This is a genomic window from Streptomyces sp. NPDC090798 (assembly GCF_044768965.1).
Classification (GTDB): domain Bacteria; phylum Actinomycetota; class Actinomycetes; order Streptomycetales; family Streptomycetaceae; genus Streptomyces.
The window spans coordinates 387851-411289 of record NZ_JBIVXA010000007.1; the positions used below are offsets into that span (position 1 = coordinate 387851).

The 23439-nt window shown below is 67.9% G+C and carries 18 protein-coding genes, 1 tRNA gene and 2 pseudogenes; 10 read left to right on the plus strand and 11 right to left on the minus strand.

All coding sequences use genetic code 11. From position 1 onward, the window contains the following. Window positions 1-17 precede the first annotated feature (17 nt). Entirely contained in the window at window positions 18-1550 is a 1533-nt protein-coding gene (locus tag ACIQTP_RS18525) for a carboxylesterase/lipase family protein (protein ID WP_403400993.1), read from the plus strand. Between the two features lie 524 nt (window positions 1551-2074). Here ACIQTP_RS18525 and ACIQTP_RS18530 read toward each other — a convergent pair. Together ACIQTP_RS18530 and ACIQTP_RS18535 are read right to left on the minus strand one after the other, a co-directional pair. Beyond that, window positions 2075-2287, minus strand: a complete 213-nt coding sequence (locus ACIQTP_RS18530; RefSeq protein WP_403400995.1) for a sulfurtransferase TusA family protein — start codon at window positions 2285-2287, stop codon at window positions 2075-2077. Beyond that, the gene (locus ACIQTP_RS18535) at window positions 2284-2538 is read right to left on the minus strand and encodes a hypothetical protein (protein WP_403400997.1); all 255 of its coding nucleotides are present in this window, start codon (window positions 2536-2538) and stop codon (window positions 2284-2286) included. The genes ACIQTP_RS18530 and ACIQTP_RS18535 overlap by 4 nt, the downstream gene beginning before the upstream one ends. On the opposite strand from ACIQTP_RS18535, the gene ACIQTP_RS18540 reads away from it, so the two are divergent. Continuing rightward, the gene (locus ACIQTP_RS18540; RefSeq protein ID WP_403401053.1) at window positions 2467-2877 is read left to right on the plus strand and encodes an MFS transporter; all 411 of its coding nucleotides are present in this window, start codon (window positions 2467-2469) and stop codon (window positions 2875-2877) included. The two genes, ACIQTP_RS18535 and ACIQTP_RS18540, sit on opposite strands and share 72 nt — an antisense overlap. 102 nt (window positions 2878-2979) lie before the next feature. On the opposite strand, the gene rarD is transcribed toward ACIQTP_RS18540, so the two are convergent. Continuing rightward, window positions 2980-4035: an EamA family transporter RarD gene (gene rarD / locus ACIQTP_RS18545; protein WP_403400999.1), complete on the minus strand. Its 1056-nt coding sequence runs from the start codon at window positions 4033-4035 to the stop codon at window positions 2980-2982. Between the two features lie 12 nt (window positions 4036-4047). On the opposite strand from rarD, the gene ACIQTP_RS18550 reads away from it, so the two are divergent. From ACIQTP_RS18550 to ACIQTP_RS18565, 4 genes are all read left to right on the plus strand, one after another. Further along, on the plus strand, window positions 4048-4968 hold the full coding sequence (locus tag ACIQTP_RS18550) for a LysR family transcriptional regulator (protein ID WP_403401055.1): 921 nt from the start codon (window positions 4048-4050) through the stop codon (window positions 4966-4968). Between the two features lie 1161 nt (window positions 4969-6129). Continuing rightward, on the plus strand, window positions 6130-6759 hold the full coding sequence (locus tag ACIQTP_RS18555; protein ID WP_403401000.1) for a TetR/AcrR family transcriptional regulator: 630 nt from the start codon (window positions 6130-6132) through the stop codon (window positions 6757-6759). A 308-nt stretch (window positions 6760-7067) separates the two neighbouring features. Further along, window positions 7068-7499, plus strand: coding sequence for a metal ABC transporter solute-binding protein, Zn/Mn family (locus ACIQTP_RS18560; protein WP_403401002.1), 432 nt, complete (start codon window positions 7068-7070; stop codon window positions 7497-7499). A gap of 91 nt (window positions 7500-7590) precedes the next feature. Then, window positions 7591-7827: a hypothetical protein gene (locus tag ACIQTP_RS18565; protein WP_403401004.1), complete on the plus strand. Its 237-nt coding sequence runs from the start codon at window positions 7591-7593 to the stop codon at window positions 7825-7827. Here ACIQTP_RS18565 and ACIQTP_RS18570 read toward each other — a convergent pair. Further along, window positions 7817-9046 carry a cytochrome P450 gene (locus ACIQTP_RS18570; RefSeq protein WP_403401006.1) on the minus strand — a complete coding sequence of 410 codons (1230 nt, stop codon included), beginning with the start codon at window positions 9044-9046 and terminating at the stop codon, window positions 7817-7819. The genes ACIQTP_RS18565 and ACIQTP_RS18570 overlap by 11 nt on opposite strands. A 1925-nt stretch (window positions 9047-10971) precedes the next feature. Between ACIQTP_RS18570 and ACIQTP_RS18575 the strand changes: the two are divergent. Further along, window positions 10972-11451, plus strand: a pseudogene (locus ACIQTP_RS18575) (MFS transporter); the annotation flags it as partial. Here ACIQTP_RS18575 and ACIQTP_RS18580 read toward each other — a convergent pair. After that, window positions 11444-12904 carry an amidohydrolase family protein gene (locus tag ACIQTP_RS18580; RefSeq protein WP_403401008.1) on the minus strand — a complete coding sequence of 487 codons (1461 nt, stop codon included), beginning with the start codon at window positions 12902-12904 and terminating at the stop codon, window positions 11444-11446. The pseudogene ACIQTP_RS18575 and the gene ACIQTP_RS18580 overlap by 8 nt on opposite strands. Beyond that, window positions 12901-14145, minus strand: coding sequence for a CoA transferase (locus tag ACIQTP_RS18585; protein WP_403401010.1), 1245 nt, complete (start codon window positions 14143-14145; stop codon window positions 12901-12903). Before ACIQTP_RS18585 ends, ACIQTP_RS18580 begins: the two co-directional genes overlap by 4 nt. A gap of 94 nt (window positions 14146-14239) precedes the next feature. Between ACIQTP_RS18585 and ACIQTP_RS18590 the strand changes: the two genes are divergently transcribed. Together ACIQTP_RS18590 and ACIQTP_RS18595 are read left to right on the plus strand one after the other, a co-directional pair. Next, complete coding sequence (locus ACIQTP_RS18590; protein WP_403401012.1) at window positions 14240-15484, plus strand: enoyl-CoA hydratase/isomerase family protein; 1245 nt, start codon at window positions 14240-14242, stop codon at window positions 15482-15484. 724 nt (window positions 15485-16208) lie between these two features. Beyond that, a complete protein-coding gene (locus ACIQTP_RS18595; RefSeq protein ID WP_403401014.1) occupies window positions 16209-18263 on the plus strand; it encodes a Shedu anti-phage system protein SduA domain-containing protein in 2055 nt (684 codons plus the stop codon). Window positions 18264-18493: 230 nt separating this feature from the next. Here the strand turns inward: ACIQTP_RS18595 and ACIQTP_RS18600 are convergent, their stop codons facing one another. Then, window positions 18494-19306 (minus strand): hypothetical protein, encoded by an 813-nt coding sequence (locus ACIQTP_RS18600; RefSeq protein WP_403401016.1) that lies wholly within the window; start codon window positions 19304-19306, stop codon window positions 18494-18496. A gap of 630 nt (window positions 19307-19936) precedes the next feature. Between ACIQTP_RS18600 and ACIQTP_RS18605 the strand changes: the two genes are divergently transcribed. Beyond that, window positions 19937-20164, plus strand: a complete 228-nt coding sequence (locus ACIQTP_RS18605; RefSeq protein WP_403401018.1) for a flavoprotein — start codon at window positions 19937-19939, stop codon at window positions 20162-20164. Window positions 20165-20224: 60 nt separating this feature from the next. Here ACIQTP_RS18605 and ACIQTP_RS18610 read toward each other — a convergent pair. The 4 genes and pseudogenes from ACIQTP_RS18610 to ACIQTP_RS18625 form a co-directional block, all read right to left on the minus strand. Then, window positions 20225-20286 (minus strand) — tRNA-Arg (locus tag ACIQTP_RS18610). Continuing rightward, on the minus strand, window positions 20273-20902 hold the full coding sequence (locus ACIQTP_RS18615) for an FMN reductase (RefSeq protein WP_403401057.1): 630 nt from the start codon (window positions 20900-20902) through the stop codon (window positions 20273-20275). The genes ACIQTP_RS18610 and ACIQTP_RS18615 overlap by 14 nt, the downstream gene beginning before the upstream one ends. 14 nt (window positions 20903-20916) lie before the next feature. Beyond that, window positions 20917-21168 (minus strand): annotated as a pseudogene (locus ACIQTP_RS18620) (5,10-methylene tetrahydromethanopterin reductase); the annotation flags it as partial. A gap of 209 nt (window positions 21169-21377) precedes the next feature. Next, window positions 21378-23270, minus strand: a complete 1893-nt coding sequence (locus tag ACIQTP_RS18625; protein WP_403401020.1) for a TniQ family protein — start codon at window positions 23268-23270, stop codon at window positions 21378-21380. Window positions 23271-23439: the final 169 nt, after the last annotated feature.

Consider the following 23439-nt stretch of genomic DNA (forward strand, 5'->3'; position numbering starts at 1 on the left):
ATTGCTAGGGAGGCTCCATGCCCGCAGTCGAATCGTCCGAGCCCGAGGTCCGTACCGCCACAGGCCGGGTGCGCGGTCGCAGGGAGGGGGGCCTTGCTGTATTCCGAGGCATCCCCTACGCCCAGCCACCACTCGGGAAGGCCCGTTTCCAGGCGCCGCGTGCCCTGCGCGCTTGGGACGGTGTACGGGAGGCGTACGAGTTCGGCCCGCCGGCCCCGCAGGACGCGAACATGGGGGGCCGCAGCGACAACGGCCTCTTCAGCGGTACCGGCGACGACTGGCTGACGGTCAACGTGTGGACGCCCGCCCCGGACCCGGCCGCCCGCCGACCGGTGATGGTGTGGATCCACGGCGGCGCCTACAAGCACGGCTTCTCCGGCAGCCCGGGCTACGACGCCCAGCACATCGCCCGCGACGGCGAGGTGGTGTTCGTCTCGCTGAACTACCGCCTCGGTATCGAGGGTTTCGCGTCCATCGAGGGCGCTCCCGCCAACCGGGGATTCCTGGACCAGGTCGCCGCGCTGGAGTGGGTGCAGGAGAACATCGCGGCGTTCGGCGGCGACCCGGACAACGTGACCATCCTCGGCGACTCGGCCGGCGCCGGGTCCATCGCCTCGCTGATGGTCATGCCGAGCGCGACGGGGCTGTTCCGGCGCGCCATCGGGCAGAGCCTGCCGGGGACCTTCTTCTCCGATGCCTTGGCCCAGGATGTCGGAGCGGCCATCGCGGCCGAGGCGGGCCTGCGTCCGACCGTCAAGGACCTGGGCGGCGTGGACCCGCGCAAACTCCCCGCGATCGGGCACGCGCTGCAGGAGAAAATGCGGCTGCACGAGAACCGCTGGGGCCAGCTGTCGCACACCCTCACCCTCTTCTCCCCGGTCGTCGACGGCGAGGTGCTGCCGGTCACCCCTTGGCAGGGGCTCGCGCGCGGTGCGGGACGGGACGTGGAGCTGATCATCGGGCACAACCGCGACGAGTGGCGCACGTTCTTCCTCTTCGGCAACCTCTTCGGCAACATCACCCGGGAACAGGCGGCTGAGGCACTGCGCCACTTCGGCCCCGACGGCGACGGTGAGCGGATCTACCGCGAGGCGTTCCCCGACACCTCCGACGAGGACCTGTTCGAACTCGTCCAGACCGACTGGCTGTTCCGTATGCCGGCCCAGCAGCTGGCCGAGGCGCAGGCGGCCGGGGGAGGGAAGGCCTACCTGTACGAGCTGGCATGGCAGTCCCCGGGCATGGGCGGGCGCCTGCGCGCCTGCCACGGACTGGACGGCCCGCTGCTGTTCGGCACCTACGACGCCCACCTGGGCCCGGTTGCCATCGGCCCCGAGCACACCGCCGAAGCCGCCGTACTGACGTCCCAGATCCGCACTGCCTGGACTTCCTTCGCCGCCACGGGCGACCCGGGCTGGCCCGCCTATGACTCTGAGGGGCGCCTGACCCGGATCTTCGACACGGAGCCGTCGGTGGTGGCCTACCCGGAGGAGACCTCGCGCCAGCTGTGGCAGAACCACTCCTTCCAAGCGATGCCTCTGCTGGGTTCCTGACGCCCGGCTTTCGGCACCGGCCTCCGAGTGGCCACGGCACGCCGCTCAGATGGTCGGTGCCGAAGGCGTGTCGCCGTCATCGTGCCACTTCGGGTGGCGCCGACGGCACGCGAACCGAGGTCCTCCGTCATGCGCACCATCTCGGGACGCAGTGGAGCCACCGGCTTACCGTGAAGTTCTTGGCCAGCCAACGACGCCAATGCTGATCTCCTTCGCCCCGGATCGGCACGAGATTGGACAGACCGCCGTCGGCGACCACCCCGGCTGCACTCTCCGGAGCGATCCTGGCTCCGTCGTCCTCGGCGGTCGGCCGGGCGAAGCGATCGACACGATCGCCTGCGCCAGGACCGAATCCTCAACGAGGCGCTCGAGTGCGGCGATCCGCTGAAGCTGATGCGCCTGTTCGGGATTACCGAGAAGACCGCCATGCACTACGTCGGGACCGCCCATCCCGAACGCACGGCCAAGCTGCAGAGGTGAGGCTGGCCGTCAGCCTTCCGTGTCATCCGCATGCCACGGGGCGCCTACTCGGGAGGGCGGGCACCGGCAGCGATCCGCAGTGCGTACACAGGTAGGTCGGCGGCGTTCGGTACAGGGCCGACGTAGTGGTGTCCGGCCATGTGGCACCAGTCGAGCGGGGCGGCGGGGTCGGTGGCGATGACGTGGACGACGGTGCCCGGCTTGGCGCCGTCGACGGTGATACCGGGCGCGGGGGTCTCGGGGCTGGTGGGGTTCATCGGCGGTTGGCGGGGGCGGCGACGGCGGGCACGAGGGCGAGGGCTCCGCCGGTCAGCGCCAGGGCGGGGTAGTCGGTGGCGGCGACCATGATACCGGAGGCCATGCCGCCGGTGGCGCCGGCGATGGCGGCCTCACCTGGGGCGTCTTCCCTCTGCTCTTCACCGACCACGGCCTGGGACTGGCCGCGGTCGGCCTCATCAAAGGGCTGTACCCGATCCTGTGGGGGCTCGGGCAGATCCCCACCGGCCATTTCGCCGACCGCATCGGCCGCAAGCCTCTGATCGTCTGCGGCATGCTCGTCCAGTCTGTGGGCTTCGTCCTCGCCCTCGTCCTGTTGGAGCGTCCGCTGCTCGCGGGCGTCTTGTCCGCGGTCTTCCTCGGTCTGGGCACGGCCATGGTCTACCCGGCCCTCATCGCGTCCATCTCCGACCACGCCCATCCCGCATGGCGGGCCAACGCCCTGGGCACCTACCGGTTCTGGCGCGACATCGGCTACGCCGGCGGAGCTCTCGTGACCGGTGTACTCGCCGACTGGCTCGGCCTGAACGCCACCGTCGTCGTCGCCTCGGGCCTGCTCGCCGCCCGCTAGATCACCGAGGACCGGCCCGACGCCCGCTGAACGGACAGCCTGCCCCGGCCGTTACCGGGGCAGGCTGTCGGCGACCCACGGCCTCGGCCCGCAGCCGTTGGGTCACGGGTGTGCGCTGTCGACCTGAGGGGCGGGCTGCTTCGGCTCGGCGGGTTCTTTTGCTGCCGATTCAAGCGCGAGAAGAACGAGCCCGGCACAGATCGGGATGTAGACGAAGGTGTCAGCCGACTGCCACGGCTCGCCCAGGAACGTCAGGGAAACCAGCACCAGCAGCACCGGCTCGACGTAGCTGAGCACCCCGAACAGGGAGAACGGCAGGACACGGCTGGCAGTCAGGTACAGCGCGAACCCGGCGGCACTGAGAAGCCCAAGCAGGACAAGTCCGGCGATCAGCTGTGGGCGGTGGGTGACCGTGCCGAGGGACGGCTTGGCCGTCAGGACGAAGACCGAGAAGGGGAGCATCGCGCTGAGCTCGAAGAGCTGGGCTGCAGCGGAGTCCAGGGCAAAGGCGCGTCGGCTGATGAAGTAGAGCGGAAGCCCCAGTGCGACGAGCAGGGTGGGCCAGCGCAGCCCGCCAGCGACGACTACGGCCGCCGTGACTCCCGCAGCGGCGCAGAGCACGGCCGCGATCCGCCAGCGGGAGAGCTTCTCGCGGTAGACCGCGACGCTGACCACCACCATGACCAGCGGCAGGATGAGATAGCCCAGAGAGAGATCGAGGCCGTGTCCGCTCTGGGGCGCCCATCCGAAAAGCCACAGTTGCAGCCCCAAAAGAGCGGCGTCCACGACCAGGACGCCGACCAGATGCGGTGTTGCGCGCAGACGGCCGACGAGTGCCGCGGCCTGGTCCCACATCCGCGCCGCGCAGAAGAAGGCAGCCAGGAAGGCGACCATCGCGATGATGCGGTATCCCAGGATCTGCTCGGGATCCAGCGGCAGAAGGTGCGGGGGGATCATGAAAATGATCCCGAAGATGACCGACGCTCCGACCGAGGACGAAATCCCGGACGCAAGGGCGGAGGGGGTGCGCGCGTTCATGTGAGCGTAAGTGCTTTCCGAGGGAGGCGAGGAGCGTGAGGTGCCGATCGACCGGCGGCGACCTCCAGCGTCCCCCACCTCACCGATAAGGACCAGCGATGAATGATGGAGCTGATTCATTAGGATTTGTGGATGGTCTTGTCTGATCTCCGCCGCCTGAGGATGCTTCGCGAACTCGCCGAGCGGGGGACCCTCGCCGCCGTGGCCGCCGCGATCGGCTACAGCCCCTCGGCGGTCTCCCAACAGCTGGCAGCACTGGAGCGGGAAGCTGGTGCCCGCCTGGTCGAGCCGGCCGGACGGGGAGTCCGGCTCACCGACGCCGGAAAAGTGCTGGCCCGTCACGCCGCCGTCCTGCTGAACGTCGCCGAAACCGCCGAAACCGAACTGGCGAACCTGACCCAGGAAGTCCGCGGCAGGATCCGAGCCGTGGGCCTGCAATCGGCAGCACGCCGTCTGCTCATCCCCGCCCTGGTGGAAGTGGCACGCTCGCACCCCCTCGTCGAGATCGAGATCACCGAACTCGAACTCGAAGTGGCCCTACCCGAACTGCGCCTGGGAACCGTCGACCTCGTCATCAGCGACGAGTACGAAGGCCATCCCCGCCCGCGCCCCGACGGCGTGGACCATCACCTGCTCCTTCACGAAGGGACACGCCTGGTTCTGCCGGCAGGGCACCCTCTCGCCACCCGCCCCGGGCCCGTTGCACTTTCCTCGCTGCGCCACGAGGTATGGGCTTCCTCAAGCAGCGGTACCGGACACCACGCAATGATCATCGGGACCTGCCGGGCGCACGGAGGATTTGACCCCGACCTCCGGCACCGATCCAACGATGCCGATGTCCAGCTCGAACTCGTCCGCAGCGCAGGCGCAGTGACCCTGCTGCCCGACCTGACCCTGCCAGCCGCAGACCCGCGCCTGGCCATTCGCGACATCGCCGGGACCAGCCTGACCCGACGGCTCTACGCCGTGATCCGCCAAGAGTCCCAAACCTCACCAGCGCTCAACGCCTACATCGAAGCCCTGCACCAGCAGAGCAGATCCAGCCCGACCTGATCATCCCCACCGGCAAGCGAAAGGGACAGAACAGAACCCCTCGATCGCAAGCATCTACCGGGCGCTCTCCGAGCACGCCAAACGCGAGGCGTATCCCCGAAGCCGCTGAACAGCCACACGCCGACTTCGCCGCCCTCCAAGATGAGGAGTTCCCGAGCCCCGGCCGAGTCACAGCCCGTACGGTGACACGCCCCCGCGCCCGTCATCGCCAGAGCCCTCAACTACCACGGCAGGACAACCTCCCGCCTCGCCGACGAAACCGGCACCACATGAGCCGATACGCCCCGGCAACCACACACACCACCCCACCACCCGCCACGAAAAGACGACACCCCACATGCGAGCCCACCAGACCCGAGGTCGGACATCGGCTACGCCGCCGCGCGTCCGGGACGGTCTTCCTCCTGTCGGTCCAGCTCAGAGTCCTCGGCGTCCCGAGTCCCGCCGTCACGCCGACGAACCTGCTGTTCGATGTGGTGGCCGGGCCAGGCGAGTCCCGGGCCCGTCGCGCCCGACTGGTGGCTAGGTCTGGCCTGCGGCGCCGAAGGGCTGATAGGCGGCTACCTCGGCGCACGGCTCCAGCCCCGCCTTCCCGAACCGCGCTTCTGCTCCTGCTCGGAGCCCTGGCGGGCGCCCTCAGCGACGCCGCCCAGGCCTGGCCTGACCCCGAGACAGCCGGCTGAGGCGAGGAAGGCCACGCCAGCCCGAACCCGCGCGCTCGTCCATATCTGAGCGCCGCACGCGATCCGGTTCCGGCGTCATCATGTCCGGGAATCCGCGAACCCGCGCGCTTCCGGGCGAACGCTCGGGTCAGGGCGGCCTCGAAAGCGGAGGACGCTCCGGTGACGCGGGCGGTTCTGGTCATGGAAATCTCCTTCGAGCAGCAGATGCGAGACGCCCACGACGCGTGCGCGCCAGGGCTACCGGGTGGCAGGCGGTTCGTGGGGGCCTGGGCGGGAGCAGATCGGCATCGTGCGGGTGCTTCGGATGCGGACGTAGAGGAGGAGCGCGCGGCGTGCGCGACGGATCAGGAGAAACGCTCCGATGCGCTCGGCAGCTCGGACAAGTTTCTTCCGCTTCGAGATCCGGCCGTATCGAAACGGACGAAATTCGCCCACCTCTCCGGTTCGACCGGCCGGTCGCCCTGCGAGAATCGGCCGCATGACTGCTGACTCGCACGCCTCGATGAGAGCCGACGCCCGGCGTAATCGCGACCAGATCCTGGCGGGCGCGAAGGCGGTGTTCCAGGAGCAGGGCCCCGATGTTCCGATGGAGGAGATCGCCCGGCGAGCCGGAGTCGGCGTGGGCACCCTTTACCGGCGGTTCCCCGACCGTGAGTCACTGATCCGGGCCGTGGCGCGAGACAGCTTTGAACGTGTGCTGGACGAGGTGAAGGCGGCAGCCGGTCAGGAGCCGACCGCGTGGGACACCATCACCCGTCTCCTTGCGCACTCGCGAGAGTTGCGTGTGATGTCCCAGCTGGCGCTGTTGTCGGAGCGGGCCCACACGATCATCACCGGGGATCCGGAGATCGGGGGCGTCAGGGACGAGATCCTCGGACTTCTCGACGGCTTGGTGGCTGCCGCGCAGAGGGAGGGCAGCCTACGCGCGGACATCGGCGTGGGCGATATCAGCGTGCTGCTGTCGCTGCTGGTCAAGCACTTTCCGACTGCCGACGCTGAACTCTCGGACATGATGCTGCACCGGGCAACGTCCCTGATCCTCGACGGACTGCGTGCCCCTGGCACAGCCCTGCCCGGCCGTGCTCTGGTCCAAGGCGACCTGGGCTGACACGCGGGACCGCCGCAGCGGGGGCGTGCCCGACCGACGTGGCCGCCCACCTCGACCAGTACGGAACCCACCTGCCGATGAAGATCAAATCAGCATGTTGATTCTCTGCGAGCCCTTAGCGGGGACACGTCCCCTGTGTCCGGGCGTCGCGGGCAGGGGGCGAGCGGCAAGAGCTCGATCAGGCGCCGTCTGCGGGAGACACGGGCCAAGTGCGTGGCCGCAGGACAGGAGCGGGAACCGGACGGCTGGAGCGGATGTTCACTTTCGGCTCGGCGCAGAGAGCTCTCTTCGTCCCGAATGTGGTTCGGATGAGAACCGCCATAGCCCTTCGCACCCGCACCGCCATCGGCGCGGTCGTCGCCATCGCCGCGCTGGCCGCCGTCAGCGCCTGTTCGACCAGTTCTTCGGACAACTCCAAGACGGCCGCCGACAGCCAGAAGAGCAAGACGATCCAGGTGGTGGCGGAGAACTTCTGGGGCAGCATCGCGACACAGCTCGGCGGCAGCCACGTCGAGGTGAAGAGCATCATCAACAATCCGAACGCGGACCCGCACGACTACGAGCCGACCGCCGCTGACGCCCGCACCGTCGCCCCCGCCCATTTCACGGTCGTCAACGGCATCGGCTACGAAGCCTGGGCCGACAAGCTGCTGTCCGCCAACCCCGAGAGCGGCCGCACCGATCTGAAGGTCGGCGACCTGGTGGGCATCAAGCCGGGCGGCAACCCGCACCGCTGGTAACGCCCGCCAATGTGCACCAGGTCATCGAGCAGATCACCGCCGACTGCAAAAGATCGACGCGGCCGACGCCGCGTACTTCGACGCGCAGGAGATGACCTTCGAGGACACGGCCCTCGCTTCGTACAACAAGACCATCGCCGACATCAAGGCGAAGTACGCGGGCACCCTCATCGGCGCCTCCGAGTCGATCGTCACCCCCCTCGCCGAGGGTCTGGGCCTCAAGATGCTCACGCCGGAGTTCTTCCTCGACGCGATCAGCGAGGGCACCGACCCCACGGCTCAGGAAAAGTCCGCGATCGAACAGCAGATCGCTTCGGTCACCAGGTGACGGGGAGTTTGTAGACGCCGTAGATTATTCCGTCGTCCTTGAACGGAATCTGATCGAGTTCGGTGGCCAGCTTCAGCGTGGGGATCCGCTTGTAGAGGGTGCTGTAGACGATCTGCAGTTCCACGCGGGCCAGTGACTGGCCGAGGCACTGGTGGACGCCGAAGCCGAAGGCGACGTGGCGGCGCGCGTCGCGGGTGATGTCCAGCCGGTCTGGGTCGTCGAAGATTTCCGGGTCACGGTTGCCGATCTCGTTCGGCATGATCAGACCCTCGCCGGCGTGGATGATCTGGCCGGCGACCTCGAAGTCCTCCGTCGCGGCGCGTAGCCGCCCGTCGTGAGCGATGTTCAGATAGCGCAACAACTCCTCCACAGCGGAGGTGACCACCTTCGGGTCCTCGGACTCGCGGAGAAGAGCGAGCTGGTCGGGGTGTTGCAGCAGCGCCAGCGTTCCCAGGGCGATCATGTTGGCGGTGGTCTCATGTCCAGCGGCCAGCAACAGGATGCCCAACCCGGCTGCCTCCTGCTGGGTCAGCTCCCCAGTCTTGATCGGCTCGGCCAACCCCGACAGCAGGTCGTCGCCGGGATTGGAGACCTTGTCCGAGATCAGGCCGTGCAGGTACTCGATCAGTGTCCTGACGGCCCCGGACTTCTGCTCGGGCGTGGAGTTGCGGCTGGCCATGATCTGGCTGTTGTCCTGGAAGAACTCGTGAGCGTCGTATGGGACGCCGAGGAGTTCGGAGATGACTACTGAGGGCACCGGTAGGGCGAAGGCTTCCACCAGGTCCACCGGCTTTGGACCGGCCAGCATCGCGTCGATCTGGTCGTCCACTATCTTCTGCACTGCCGGGCGCATGGCGTTGACCCGCTTGATGGCGAACGGTGCGGTGATCATTCGGCGCAGCCGGGCATGCTCCGGGTCGTCCATCCGGAAGAGGCTGGTCTTCGCGGCGGCCACGGGTGGTGACGTGCTCGGGAAGCCGGGAGTGTTGAGATTCGCGCTGACCCGCGGGTCAGCGAGCACCGACCGCTGATCGTTGTAGCCGGTGACCAACCACGGGGTGCTGCCGTCCCACAACCGCACCCGTGTCAGCGGCCCCTCCTGTCGCTGGGTGTACAGGTCTGGGGCCGGATCGAACGGGCAGGCCGCCGTATTTTTGGACATCGGAAACGCTGGAATCTCTGCTGAGTTCTCTCCCGCAGAGGTCGTTGTGTCGCTCATCGCTACTGCACTGTCCTTTCCATGTTGTTCTCTTCCTGTGGTAACGGAGTCGCCCAGGGCGGTCTCGGTCCGGCGATGGCGTTACGAGGCTGGTGGCGAGGTTTTCCCAGGTGAGCTGGCAGGCGGCGCCGTCTTCGGTGAACGCTCGTTCGCGCCCGGCGGACATGCGTGCCACGAGGAGTCATGGCCTAGCGCTTGGTGCGGACCGCTGGTCGCAGACCGGGCGCGCATTGGTTCGGATCGAGCAGAAGCAGCCGTAGTGAGGGGTGGCCGAGAGACTCGCTGATGAAAATGTCGTGCAGCGCTGGGGCGCAGGTGACCTGGTGCCAGCATCGTGCGAACCAGAAGGAGTTGCCCTGCGCTGTCGGGTGTTCGGTGCCTGAGCGTGCCAGGCAGGACACCCGGTCGCAGATCTCGGAGGAGCGGACAGTGTCGGCGGCCACCGTCATCCGCACACGTTTCCATTGGTCGATGTGCTTACGTGCGATGGCGCGGGTCAGCCCGCAGGGATCCTGCGTTCGTTCGCCCCCGGTCAGAACTACCTCCCACGTGGCCCTGCTGCGCCCCGATCGCACCGTCTCAGCCCGCCAGTGTCGTTACCTCCCAGCAACCTCGCCGTTGACCTGTGCCGCCACGACGGCCACCAAATTCGCCGGCTCCTTCAAAAAGTAAGCCGACCGCTTCAAAGAAGTAAAGCGAGTGGTTTAACTGGTGTCAAATGAGTGGGCGGTCGGTCAGACCCGGCCGCATTCCCCTCGGCTGAGACCTTGAACACCGCTCAACATCTCAGCCCTGAAGGTGGACAGGTTTGCGCTTTGCGTCCAAACCCGGACGCAGGCGTGGCGGATGGCGCTCAGGCCGCAGATGTCGATCGGCACACCGGCGCCGGGCTTGCGACCTCCAAACATGCTGTTTTCGAACTTCTGACTCTCGTCCGAGTAGACGTGAACGTAACTCATCTTTTCGTCGCGCAAGCCGCCACGGACGGTTCCTCCGCTGCCACTCCGTCACAGTGCTCGGCGCCCGTCCAGCGCCAGTGCGCGGTGTGGACATTTCGCGGGTCAAGTGAATTCTTGTCCCCATCTCGATTCACCGATGGGGCGAGGGCTGCGAACACTCCACGGCACCTGAGGTCCTGATGGTCCGTCCTCCGCTCGCCGAGTGGCTGCGTTCGTCCGCATGGGCCGCCGGGGACGAACGGCCGCCCTCCCGGCCTCCACGTCCTCGAACATGCCCAGGAGATGGCCCCAGCGGTCGTCGACCAGCACGTATCGGCTCTACGCCAGTGAGTTCACGGCCGGCCTTGGTGAGGGTGGCGACGCGGCCGTGCGGCTCTGCTAACCCTCGCGGCGGCCGGGGGACTGGCGCCGGCACTTGGGCCTGAGACCCTTCCGTTTCCCTGACCCCGAACCTCGCGTTCCGCATCGCACCGCGGACCCCCCAACTCGTCGTCGCCGTCGGCCGACCGCTGCTTGGGAACGGCGACAGCAGTGAGGCGGGGCGTTCGGACCAGAACTGCCCATCACGCTTCAGCCGATGCGGTGCGGCATTGGGTCCGGCACGGCCTTGGCGATCTGCCCCGGCTATGTCGATACGGACATGACGGCGTGGTTCCGTGACCGGGGCGAGCCGAGCCGGATGATCCGGGTCGAGGACGTTGCCGAACTGGCTCTGGCGGTAACGAAGTTGTCCGCCAACGCAGTCGCACCCGAGATGGTCGTGGCACGCCCGGGTGCGCAGCTGTGGCGTGTGTGAGAGCGGGCGGCGGATTCGGGTGACCTGCGCGCCGACTGGACGTCCTCGGCAGCCATGAGGCCCTGCCTGACGGTGTTCGTCGGTGTCCCGACGACCTCCTCCACCGCCGCCGGGACATCGTCCCTCCCGGTCCAAGCAGGGTCTCCCCCCTGCGGGCTCCTCCTTCGCCGCTGGCCGAGCAGAGCGACGTCCCTGCTGCCGAACTCGGCGCCGCGACCTCGGTGTTGTCCTTCTCCCGCAGCATGGGCGGCACCATCGGCACCAGCGTGCTCGGCGCGATTCTGGCCAACCGTGTCGCATCCGAGACGGCCAAGAGCCTCAAGGAGGCGGGTGTCGCGCCCGGCGGTAGTCAGGCCGGCGAGGGCGGCGTACCCGATATGACCGCCCTGCCGACACCGATGCGGGGCATCGTCGAGCACGCCTACGGAGTCGCCACCGCCGAACCCTTCCTCGTCGCCACGCCTTTCGCGCTGCTGGCCCTGATGGCCGTGCTGTTCGTCAAGGAGAAGCCGCTGAAGACCATCAGCGGCATGGAGCGGCTGTCCGAGGAGGCCGGGGACACAGAGAAGGCGGTCACGAGTGGTTCCCCGGCACGCGTCGACGCCGCCCCAGAGGCCGGTGCGGAGCCGGCGACGGCCGAGCTCACCTGATACGGCCGGTTACTGGGCCGGGCGCGCGCACGTTCGCAGAAAGGTCTCCCATAAAGGTCGTCCGGACGAACTCCACCCCGGCAGCAGCGAGTACCTCGGTCCGCCCGGCATGCAGCAGGACCAGATCGGCGACTGCACCGACCCCGACACGTCGGGGCGGTCCGCCGGGATCGTCGAGGGCACTCAGAAACGCGTCGAGGGCGGCGGCCGGGGTGAGGCCCTCCTGCGGGCCGACGACTTGTCCGCCCGGGATCGTGCGTCGTACGGCCGCCGCGATGACGCCCCATGGGTCGAGCGGACCGTAGGGGGCGTCGGAGGACAGGGCCAGCCGTACATCGTGCTCAAGGAGAGACCGGCAGCGATACAGATCCGCGTGTTCCGGGACGGGCACGTCGTGGACGTAGTCGTCGCCCCGGTCGGCGAGGAAGCCGGGCTGGGTCACCACCCGCACTCCCAGAACGGCGATGTCGGCGATCAACTCCCTGGGAACCAGGGCGGCGTGTTCGATGCGGTCACCGGGCAGGGCGCCCGTCTCCCGCAGCGCCACCAGCAGCAGTACGAGCGCCTCGCGGGTCACGACATGCACGGCGACGGCACGGCCGACAGCGTGCGCCGCACGGATGCGCTTGACCAGGTCGTCGAGCGCGGGAAGCCCCGAGTCGGCCAGCACGATCTTGTACGGGCCGACGGCCGGGTGCCCCGGTGAAGAGCCGTCGGCCGCGAAGTCCAGCGGTGCACCCAGCAGGAGAACCCGCTGCGGGAGCAGCCCGCTCCCCATGTCGCCGGTGAGGGCGGCCAGCGCCTCCGGGGCGAGATCGGGCGTGGCGTCGGTCACCGAGGTGATGCCGAAGCGGGCGAGCTCCTCCCCGACGGCGGCAAGGCCTGGCGGCGCGGTGCGCGGGAGCCGGCCGCGCAGCCAGTCGTCGGCGCGCCACAACCGGCCGGTCGGTTTCCCGCAGGCGTCCCGCTCGATCCCCGGATGGTCACCGGCATCGAGAGAAACGGCCCTCGCGGCAAGAGAGTTGAGTATCCAGAGGGCGCCGCTGCGATGCTGGACGCGTACGGGACGTTGCGGATGGATGGCGTCCAGTGCGGCGGCGTCGAGATCTCCGGCGACCGTCTCGTGGTAGCCGACGCCGCGGATCCAGCCGTGCGCGGCGGGGGCCGCCGAGGCGAGCGCGGTGGCGAGGCCGTGTCGGTCCCGCACGACGGGCGGGCCGCACCGGACCGAGTGCCGATGCGCGGCGAGAGCGTGCAGGTGGAGATGGTGGTCGGCCAGACCGGGCAGCAACGCGCCACCGCGGCAGTCGACGGTCTCCTCCCCGGAACTGCGTGACAGGTTCGGGGCCACGGCCGCGATGCGTCCGTCCACGACACGTACATCGGCCCGGCGTCCGTCTTCGAGTTCGGCGTCGTGCAAGAGGAGGTTGATGACGCGGCGGAGGCGGCTCATAGCGCGGGGATTCCAAGATCGCGCAGCACCTCGGCGGTGTTCTCGCCCATGCTGGGTGCGTCTCCGGCCGGTTCGCGCCGCCGGGGGGCCGCGACGGGGATCCACCCGCGGTCCGTCTCCAGGACCCACCCCGTCGTGGAACGGCGAGCGGCAGCGGCTGGTCCCGGATCCTGGGCCAGCGTGGCACCGACGACATCGGTCATCGCGATGTCGTGCAAGAAGCCGCTGCCGTCGGCGGGAGCGGAGAGCGCACGCGCGGCGGCCGTGAGCCCGGTGAGCGGATCGGCGATGGCGTCCCCGCAGAAGAGCGGGGTGCCGTCGGGTTCCCGGGCGACGAGTCCGGCGGTGGCCGCGACGTCGTCACCGAACCCGATCCGTCCGCTCGCGCGCCCTGCGGCGGTGAGGGAGATCCAGGTGGTGCCCGCGGCCACTGCGGCCCACGCGTCGAGCCCAAAGCGGGCCAGCGCGCGCGGACGGGACGCCTCGACGACGATGTCGGCCGCAGCCACGAGCGCGGCCAGGGCACGCCGGCCCGACGCGGTATCCGGATTGAGGACGACGGACCGGTGTCCCGCGTGCAACAGCCGATAGAAGTCGGGCTGTCCGCGGCGGGCCCCGTCCGGGCGGCTCGGAGTCTCCACCTTGACGATACGAGCGCCGGCCAGCCCGAGCAGGTGACTGCACAACGGCCCGGCCCACAGGGCGCTGAAGTCCACCACGAGCAGGCCGTCGACGGGCCGGGATACCAGGTGCGACGGCGATCGGGCGGGAGGGGCGGTAGCAGGGGACGCGACCGTACCGGCGGCGAGGCCGAGCAGTTCGGCGCGCTCCGCCAGTTCGGCACCGCTGTGGTCCCGCAGCCAGGACGCGACAGCCGGCCAGGGATCGCCGGTCAGCTCGGAGCCGACCAGGGCGCCGAGCAGGGCCGGATCGTCGACGCGGGCGCACGAGACCGCAGCCCAGCCGTCCGCGACGGGAAGCAGCCGGCACGCGCCACCGGGCGAGGTCCGGCCGCGCCGCGAGTGGCCGGTGAACGCGGCCCGCTCGGCAAGCAGCCCGGCGCCGTCGACCCGCACGGGCGAGGGAGTGCAGGCCGTCAGCTCGTAGATCCGTTCGGACAGTTCGCGGGCATACGTGGCCGCGCATCCGGGAGGCACAAGGGGTGGTCCGTCTGCGCGTCCGGTGAGCGACACGATGCCGCTGGACGCCCAGTCGGCCAAGGGCGAAGGGGGCAGATTCATGACGATGAGCAGTAGGAATCCGACATGACGGTCGACACCAGGCCGACGATACACTCGCGGTCCCGTGCCGTGACCTTGAAGGAGCGTGGCTTCGATGACGTCCGTGCCCTCGATCAGTCCGGCACAGTTGGCGGACGGTGCGGCGCACACTCCTTTGCTGGACGCGAGCGCGCGGGCCATGACCCCCGTGCTGGCAGTCGTCCTCGATGAACCGATCGCTCCCGAGGCAGTCGCTGCAGCAGTCCGCCGTGCCCGGACCTGTGACCGCATCCTCGTCGGGGTCTCCCAGGCGGCTCGGGGCGAACAGCCTCCCGAAGCGGAAGCGCTGGCGAGGGCCCTCGACCTGACGCTCACCAGGCACGAACCGCCGTCGGACGACCGAGCCTTCGTCCCCGCGTCCGACCCCGCCACCGCTCTGACCGAGATCGTGGCCGCCGTGACGGCCAACCCGCAGCCCGCCCTCGTACTGGCCGCCCTCCTGCGCATGACCGAGTCGCTTCCGGTGCGCGATGCCCTGGACGCGGAGTCGCTGGCGTACTCGTCCCTGCTCGGCGGCGCCGGGTTCCGGCGCTGGCTCGGCACGCTGGGTCCGCGTCCGCAGCCGGCGCCCGTGCGCGATCCCGTACTGGTCAGCCGGGAGGGAGACGTACTGGAGGTGGTCCTCAACCGGCCGGAACGGCGCAACGCCTATGACCGGCACATGCGGGACGCCCTGATCGAGGCCCTCACCCTTGCCACCCTCGACGGCACCATCTCCCGCGTGCTGCTCAAGGGCGCTGGTCCCGCGTTCTGCTCGGGCGGTGACCTGGACGAGTTCGGCACGGCACAGGACCCCGTCGTCGCTCACTTCGTCCGCACCCGGGCGGGCGCCGGACGGCTCCTGCACGAACTGCGGACGCGTATGGAAGCACGGGTGCATGGCACGTGTGTGGGTTCCGGCATCGAGCTGCCCGCTTTCGCGGGAACGGTCAGGGCCGCGCCCGGTACCACGTTCCGACTCCCGGAGATCGGCATGGGACTGATTCCCGGCGCGGGCGGCACCGTCAGCATTCCGCGCCGGATCGGGCGGTGGCGGACTCTCCACCTTGCGCTCACCGGTACGGCCCTGGACGCGACGACCGCGCTGTCATGGGGGCTGATCGACGGTCTCGATGCACGTCCTTCGCCGCGTCGGGCGACCAGGGCTGGCCCGCGTACGACTCCGAGCAGCGCCTCACCCGGATCTTCGACACACGCCGTCGTCGGTCACCGTGTACCCCGAGGAGGCCTCGCACCTCCTGTGGCAGGACCACGCCTTCGAGGCGATGCCCCTGCTGGCCCCGTGACGCCGACTGTCTGAGCGGCTTCACGGAGGAGCGGGGGAGGCGTACGTATGTGGGATTGAGTCGCCCGTGGGACTGGTGGGACGCCAGTGCCTCCCCCTGGCCTGGACGTAGCTTCTCACAGCATCTTCACGCACTCGAAGGCGATCGCGGAAACAATCGCACCCCTCGTCGGTGTTCTCGATCTCCGAACCGAGGAGGGGAAGGTGTCGGGTCTGAAGCTGTTTCATACGACCCATCATGTGGAGTGTGTCGCGATCCTTGAACCGGTGGCCAAGGTGTCCTGACCTGCGGTTTTGTGTGTGCGCATTATGTGCGGTGTGGGCGTTACGGGCGATATCTTGACGCTGAAATGACGCTCGTGACGCTCATTTGATGCTCGTTCTGATGGGGCGTCAGGCGTGTTGGGGTGCTGGTCAGGCCGCCTGTAGCTGGGTGGGAATGGGTGGCTCTTCAGCGAAGAAGGGCCCCAGCGTTGGCCGGTGAATGGCACGTGCTGGAGCGCAGGTCAGCCAGATCAGCACGGCGTGAAGCATGCCGGTTCTGTCGAGCGCCAGCCGCGTGGTGACGGACATGGTGGCGTCTGCGCTGCCAGCGTTCCCGGGGGCTGCGAAGGATTGGCGCGGCAGACTGACTTCGCCACGTTGGAGCTCTGGATGACGACGCCACTCGCTCAAGCCAAAGAGATCCAAGAGTGCCCAACAGCCCCCTTATGAGCCGACGTACGTCCATCCTGGGAGCATGACTCAGGCCGAGCCCTTGTTGGCACCGCAAAGCACACCGAAGATCACGGCGGTGACGCGACGCGATATTTTTGGCTACTTGCGCGGCGAGGGCGGCCCCTGGTGGGGACGGCTTGAGGAGACCGACTTCCTGGAGAGCGTGTACGACTTGGACAGGCTGCCGTCGACGGATCGCCGGTTCACGACGGCACGCGAAGACATCGTCCAGCACCGGATCAACAACCCATTGGACTGGCCCGACGACTGGGTCTTCGAGGACCCGCGCTTCCAACTCCTCGAAGGCCCCGATGAGATGCTTCTCGCCTTCCTGGCACGGCTCGTTCATCCCGAGGTAGAGCCCGACGTCGACCAGTCATCCCGACGTGTCGAGGAGTTGAACCGCCTTCTGGGGCCGGACGGCTGGACCTTCCGTGCTTTCGAGTTCCTGTCGAGTCGGCCGATCTACGAGGCGATTCCCACGCAGCCCACTGGCCCCGTGGTCTCGCTGCCGCTCGCCGACGACGACACCGGAAAACTCGACCTTGTTCTCGGGCAGACGTACGGCCTCCTCGACCGCGACGGGGAGGAGGTGGCCCGCGACCTGCTCCGCGCGACCGCCCTGACGCTGCGCCGTGACGGCGGTATCTACCACCCCATGCCCGGTGACCGATGGACGGACGATACGTACGAGGCTGTCCTCACCGTGGACCGCGCGTTGCTGCCCGCGTTCACAGCAGCGGTCACCGACGCGATCTGGCAGCGGCTGGAATCGGTGCTCGCCAGGGCCCGGCGCGAGGATGTTCAGTCCCTCGTGGTCGAAGGCGGCATGGAGCCCCTGCCGACCGTCCCGCCGGACTGGAGGAACCAGACGGCCGAGCCCGATCCGCCCATCGCTCGGCGTCTCCGCATCGGTCTGCTGAACCCGGAGTTCGACGTCGCACGGCAGGACTTCTCGGACCTTGAGATCCGCGGCACCGGACTTCCCTACTTCTACGACACCCGCCGAGGTCGTCTGATCACCGAATTCCTCCTCGACGACCGGCCGCAGGTGGCCACGCTGTGCCACGTCACCCTCATCAACAAGGACGGCGTCCTTTCGCCCAGGATCAAACTGTGGAAGAAGGACAAGGCCAAGGCTGCGAAGACGCCGGCCACGGAGGCGATCCCCGGTACCGAGGCGCCTCAGATCGTCAAGGCGCTTGTTGACACAGGAGATGTCCACGAGAGCTTCTGGAAGGTCATCAGCTTCCTCCAGAGCTGCGTCGGGCTGGACCTCCCGGGAAGCAGCCTGCGGCTAGTCGTCGGCGACGAAGCCGAGTTGGCTCGGCTCCTGGCCGACCAGGACCGCACGACGCTCCTCGAAGCCGTCAGGACCGCCGTCGGTGGCGCCCTCACGGAAGAGGACATCCGGCTGATCAGCAACCGCAAGGCGCAACTCCTACGGTTCAGACAGCTGTTGAACGACCCGGAGTTTTTCGAGCGAGAGCGCGAGGTGGCAGGGCCGGAAGCGGTCTGGCAGGGCTTCTTCGAGGAGAATCCGTGGATCTTCGGGTACGGCCTCACCCTCGTCGCTTGTGGCCCCTTCGACGACGGCAAGCTGGAGCGCATCACGACTGGTGCCAACATCTTCACGGGGGCAGGAAAGCGCAGTGACGCGGTCATGCGCTCCAAGGGCTTCATCAGCAGCCTGTTGTTCTGCGAGATCAAGACCCACATGACGCGGCTGCTGGCTGGCGCGCCGTACCGGCTCCCAGACGTCTACCAGGTCTCCAAGGACGTCGTCGGCGCCGTGGCGCAGGTGCAGAAGACCGCCCACAAGGCCCAACAACTGGTCAGCGGTGAACTGCACAGGCATTACCGGGACGACGGCGCGCCGACCGGCATCGAAGTCTCCACCGTCCGCCCCCGACAGGTGCTGGTGATCGGAAGCCTCAGCGAGTTCACGGAGAGCGGCGCGGCGAACCCGGAGAAGATCACCTCCTTTGAGCAGTACAGGCGATCCATCCAGGACGTCGAGGTCATCACGTTCGACGAGCTCTACCAACGTGCCTGCTTCATCGTGGAGGACCGCTGATGCACACCTGACCGCACCAAGGCGGGGGCCTGTTCACGTCTGGCTCCCGGCATTGGTTGCAGCCATGGTGCATGGACAGCGGCGAGTGCAGCGTCCGCTGTCAACACTCGTTCTGTTCCGGAGCAACAAGGCTCTTCCGTAACGGAACATGAGGGCCGCACGGAACGAGCCGTGAGCGTTTACCGACTGAACAGGCCGACGCCTTCATCGATGGAGGCGGAAGTGCTGGCTCAGCGGTGGCAGGTGGCCCTCTCTTTGAAGAGGTCGAAGCCGCGCTGCATCATCGCGACCGCTCGGTCCGTCGCCCACCACAAGACCTGGGGGGAGCTTGTGATCTGAGTGAGGTTCACGCCCCCCTGGGTGTAGATGACGTTGCGCTCCAGGATGCTCAGGGTGCCGTAGACGTCGCCGTGCGCCAGTGAACTGCAGCTGCTCCACACGATCTCGGCCTGATCGGCACCCATCGTGGTCTGTGCCCCGGCTTCGCGGACGATGTCCTTGTAGTCCGGGGACCGCAGCGCCTTCTTGGCGTCGCCGAGATCGGCGCCGGCGGCCACCACCAGGTCGGTCAACTGTTGCCTGCGCTCCTCCGACGGGCGCTGAGGCTGCTGCTTCAGCAACTCCAGCATGTGGTCGGAGTGGCGGTACTCGCCGGCCTGGAGGGAGAGGCGGCGCTGGACGCGTACGAGGCGGTTCGCGGGCGCGAGCAACCACACCGCTCGGGCGCTGTTCTCGAATGCTCCCCGCAGGAGCGAGTACTGCGCGTGCGTGTGCAGGGTGAGCGGAAGGTTGGTTCCCTGCTGCTCGCCCACGAGCGAGGAGCGGTAGCAGTGCAGGTGGTCGACGGCGACGCTGAGGGCGTTCCAGGCGTTGTGCGACACCTGGTAGGGGTCGGTCTTGGCGTCGTCCCCGGCGAGGGCGCTGCCCGGTTGGACCTCCCAGCCCTTGGAGTTGGACTGCGTGAGGGCCTCGTACGACTTGGCGCCTTCCAGCAGAGCCAGGATCTGTCTGAGGTATTGATCTTCATCTGTAGCAGTTGTCATGGATTGAGATTAGGCACGAAGGTTATCCACGTGCGTGGCATTTACGTATCGGTGCGCAGCGCGAACTCCCCACTGCCTGCAAGGCCGTTCTGGGCAGCCACGCGGTCTGACATTCCTGCGGCTACGCCGGGGCAGATCGGCCTTTCGCCCCCTGATCTTCAGGGGGCGGGTTCGCCGGTCAGACGGCGAGTGCCTCTTCCCGGCCGCGGCGTCTGTCAGTCGCTGATGGGGTGGCGTAGGCAAGGAGGCGCCGATGCCGCCGTACGCGACAATCCCAGGGTGCGTGAGACGCTGCGAAACCTGATCAAGCAACCTCCGGTGACCGGCGCCTCTCGTTTGTACGAGGTGTTCGTGGTGACTCAACGGTGCGGGGGATGCAGTGAGTTCAGCCAAGCGCGGCGTGCTCGGAGTCGTCGGCTCGGCAGCCGGGGAATTGGAGGTTCTCCGGACCGGCCTTGTCGAACCTGCGATGGATCGAGGGTGGCAAGTGGCTGTGACGCTGACACCGACCGCCGGTGAGTGGCTACGGATGACCGGCGAAGCCGAGCGGCTGGAGAAGCTGACCGGCCTGCCCGTCATGCGCCGCGACTACCTGGGGAGGCCCGACCACATCCGCCGGTCGACTGCTACGTGGTCGCGCCGGCATCGGCCAATACGGTCGCGAAGCTGGCTTCGGGCGTGATGGACAACGTGGCACTGACGCAGGTGGGCGAAGCCATTGGCACGCTCGACCTGCCGGTCGTCGTCTTCCCCCGAGTGAACGCGGCGCACGCCCGCCAGCCGGCTTGGCAGCGCCACATCGACGCTCTGCACCCTCTCCGCGATCACCGGGGGAGGGTCCGGCGCTCTTCTGTGTAGGACTGGGCATGGTCTGACCAGCAAAAAAGCCCTCCTGGAGGAGAGCTGAGAAAAGGGCGCCCCCGGCAGGACTCGAACCTGCGGCCAAGCGCTTAGAAGGCACCTGCTCTATCCACTGAGCTGCGCGAACGGTACGACGGCGACGCCATCCGCCGTCGTGCGGGCGGCGGAACTCACCCGCCCGCGCATCAGCCCGGTCAGCTCATCTCCCGCGCGCACGATCCGGTTGGGGAGCGTGTCGGTGAGAGGATCGCCGTTGCCGCCCCAGTCCTCGGATGCCGCGTGCACCGCGGTCGGCACGACGATCGCGCGCAGGTAGGCGAAGAGCGGACGCAGTGCGTGTTCCAGGGCGAGCGAGTGGCGGGCCGTACCGCCGGTCGCCGCGGCCAGCACGGGCTTTCCGGTGAGGGCGTCGTTGTCGATGACGTCGAAGAACGACTTGAAGAGTCCGCTGTACGACGCCGAGAAGACTGGGGTGACGGCGATCAGACCGTCCGCCGAGGTGACCGTCTCGATGGCTTCCTCAAGGGTGGGGGAGGGGAAGCCGGTGACGAGGTTGTTGGTGATGTCGACTGCCAGATCGCGCAGTTCGACGAGATGGACCTCCACCTCGCGCCCCGCGTCGGCGAGTTGCTCTCGCACCGACTCGGTAAGCCGGTCCGCCAGCAGACGCGTGGAGGAGGGGACGCTCAAGCCGGCCGATACGACCGCGAGGTGCAGCGGCTCGACGGTGTTCATGTTCAGGTCCGTGTTCACTTGGCCGCCTCCTCGGACTGAGCCGTGCGCCGGTCGAGCAGGGTCGAGTGGGTGGGGGCCTCCGGAACATCCGCGGGGCGCCCGGCGTCGAACTCCTTGCGCAGAGTCGGGAGGACCTCCTCGCCGAGCAGGTCGAGCTGCTCCAGGACGGTCTTCAGCGGGAGTCCTGCCATGTCGATGTTGAACATCTGGCGCTGGTAGTGGCCGAAGTGGTCGCGGAAGCTGCCCACGGTCAGCGAGGTCCGGGACGGGAGCTGAGCTTTCTCCCGACGTAGGCGGGGGAGAGAAAGTGGGCTCCCGACCTTCCGCGTAGTGCGCCGGGGCTCCCGAAATCGGCAGCGCCGACAACGGGGAGGGACACCACCCGCACCGTCGGCACCTACATGTCGACCGACCACATCTTCGGAGGGGCCGATTCGCGCAAGCAGCGTCGCGTGTCCGGAAATGGACCGGCCCCTCAACTACACCGGTCCCCTTCAATGCGCGTCTGGGTGAGGCAATCGGCGTATTCGCTGATGCGTTGAAGGAGGCGGAGTCTGGCTCCTCTGTGGTTGCAGGGGGTCTGCAACTGTCCGATGGCTGATACCAAGGGCTTGGTGCTTTGCTGCGCATCGCGGAGTGCTTGCATCGATGGGCTGTGCAGGTGGTCGCCCTGCGTCACGCGAGCCCACACGAGCGCGGTTACCGCAGCCCGCATCGAAGAAGACTCCACGTTGGTAAGGCGGACCAGGCCTACTGTGAGTGCAGTAAGGTCCTCGACAGGGATCTGCCATGTACTCAGCGTTCGACGACGGGCAGCGAAATCCACGTGCAGTGCGGCAGCATCCAATTCCTGAGCGACGGCCTCGACCGCCGTGTCGAGCAGCGGCCAGAGGCCGCCGGGCAACAGGATTCGCTTGAGTACGGTCAGACTACGTTGGGCGGTGGTCCAAGGTATTCCCAGGATCTCGGCGCATCGAGGCCAGGGTCCGCCGCCAGCCATTTCGACGAGCTTGAGGGATGTTACTCGGCGTAGGTGGCGTGGTTTCCAAACGTCCTTGGGGTCCCAGAGGGACGTCAGATCGCCGAAGTGCGCTTCGATCCAGGCTTCCGGCAAGAGAGCGGGGACATGCTCGATTCCGAATTGGCTCTGGCGTGAGGGCACGTGTTGTCGGGCGTGGTGGTGGCCGCCAGCACGGTTGAAGCCGAGGGATCGTTGGGCCAGGGCTCTTGACAAGTCTGGGGAGACGTCCATGCGTCGGAAGGTGGCGCTGATGTTTGCCTGGTTGCGCGAGAACGCGGCGTTGGCGAGCGGCTGGATCCGCTCGCGAAGAGCCGGACTGTCCTGGCCCCGGTCGGCAAGCAGCGTGTCAGCGGCCAACAGCAGTGCTCCGCTCTCAGCCGGTTCGTCGGGAGCTGCCCATGCATTACGGACGCGCCTGCCCAGGCTGCGGTCCTCGCGGAGGGCGTTCCAGGTGGCAACGTGGCGGGCAACAAGATCTGCGGCGGTGCTCGAAGGGGCGAAGCGTGCACCGTCGGGCCAGCTGAGCCGGATGAGTTGAGCGGCGGCGATCAAGTCGGAAAAGAAATGCGGCTCTGAGGTTGAGTAGTTGTCGCTGGTCGGGTGCGCGTGTTTGGTGGGCGTCAGATGTCGGTCGATGCGTCGTTGCAGAGCGAGCATCATGACAAGGTCGCTGTCCGGTTGCTCGGCTGTACAGGCCGTCTGGTCGAGTCGCGCTGCACACAGGGGTGTCCGGATGTCGGCACCGACCGGGCCGGAATCGAGGAGATGGCGGCACTGAGCCGGGTGCAGTCCACTGATTGCGCGCTGTGTGATGAGCCCTTGCCGCTCGGTGTTCGAGGGCCGGTTCGGATGACCTCCACACTGCGGACACCCCTGCTCCAGGAGGCGGCTGTGGGCGGTGCACGCGAAGGAGACCGGGATATGCCAGCGCAGTCGCCACGGGCCGCCGTACACGTTCTGGAAGGTGCTCCCGTCGCCGGCCAGGCAGTTGGGGCAGTAGCGGCTGGACAGGTTGAAGGCCCAGGTGCGTCGGGCGGAGGCCATGTTGCGGCTGCCGCCCAGTCGCATCGTGGCCAGCGGCGGATAGGAGGCGGCCATGGCTGACAGGGTGAGCGCACTGGTTTCACCCGCGCGCAGAGATGCAGCGGTCTCAAGAGCCTTGCTGGACTCCGCAGGCAAGGCGATCAAGTACTCGGCGGGCAGTCGGTGTTGGTGGCGACTCAGCCCGCATAGGGAGGCGATCCTGGCGGGCGAGCGATCCAGCCGGTAGGCCAAGCGCAGGAGCAGGCCTGTCAGGGACTCTTCCGGTAGCGGTGCGAGGCTTCGCGCCAGTGGACGTGTCGTCAATGGACCGGATCTTGGTGTCGCACGGCAGCAGGGATGGCCCAGGCTGGCAATTTAATTCGCAAGTCGGTTCCTTCGTTTCGGAAATCTGGCAGTGGTTCCAGTTCCGGACCAGTGCACGACGCTGCACGTGGGTGACCCGCCAGAGCCGACGGCAGCCAGACCGTCGTCG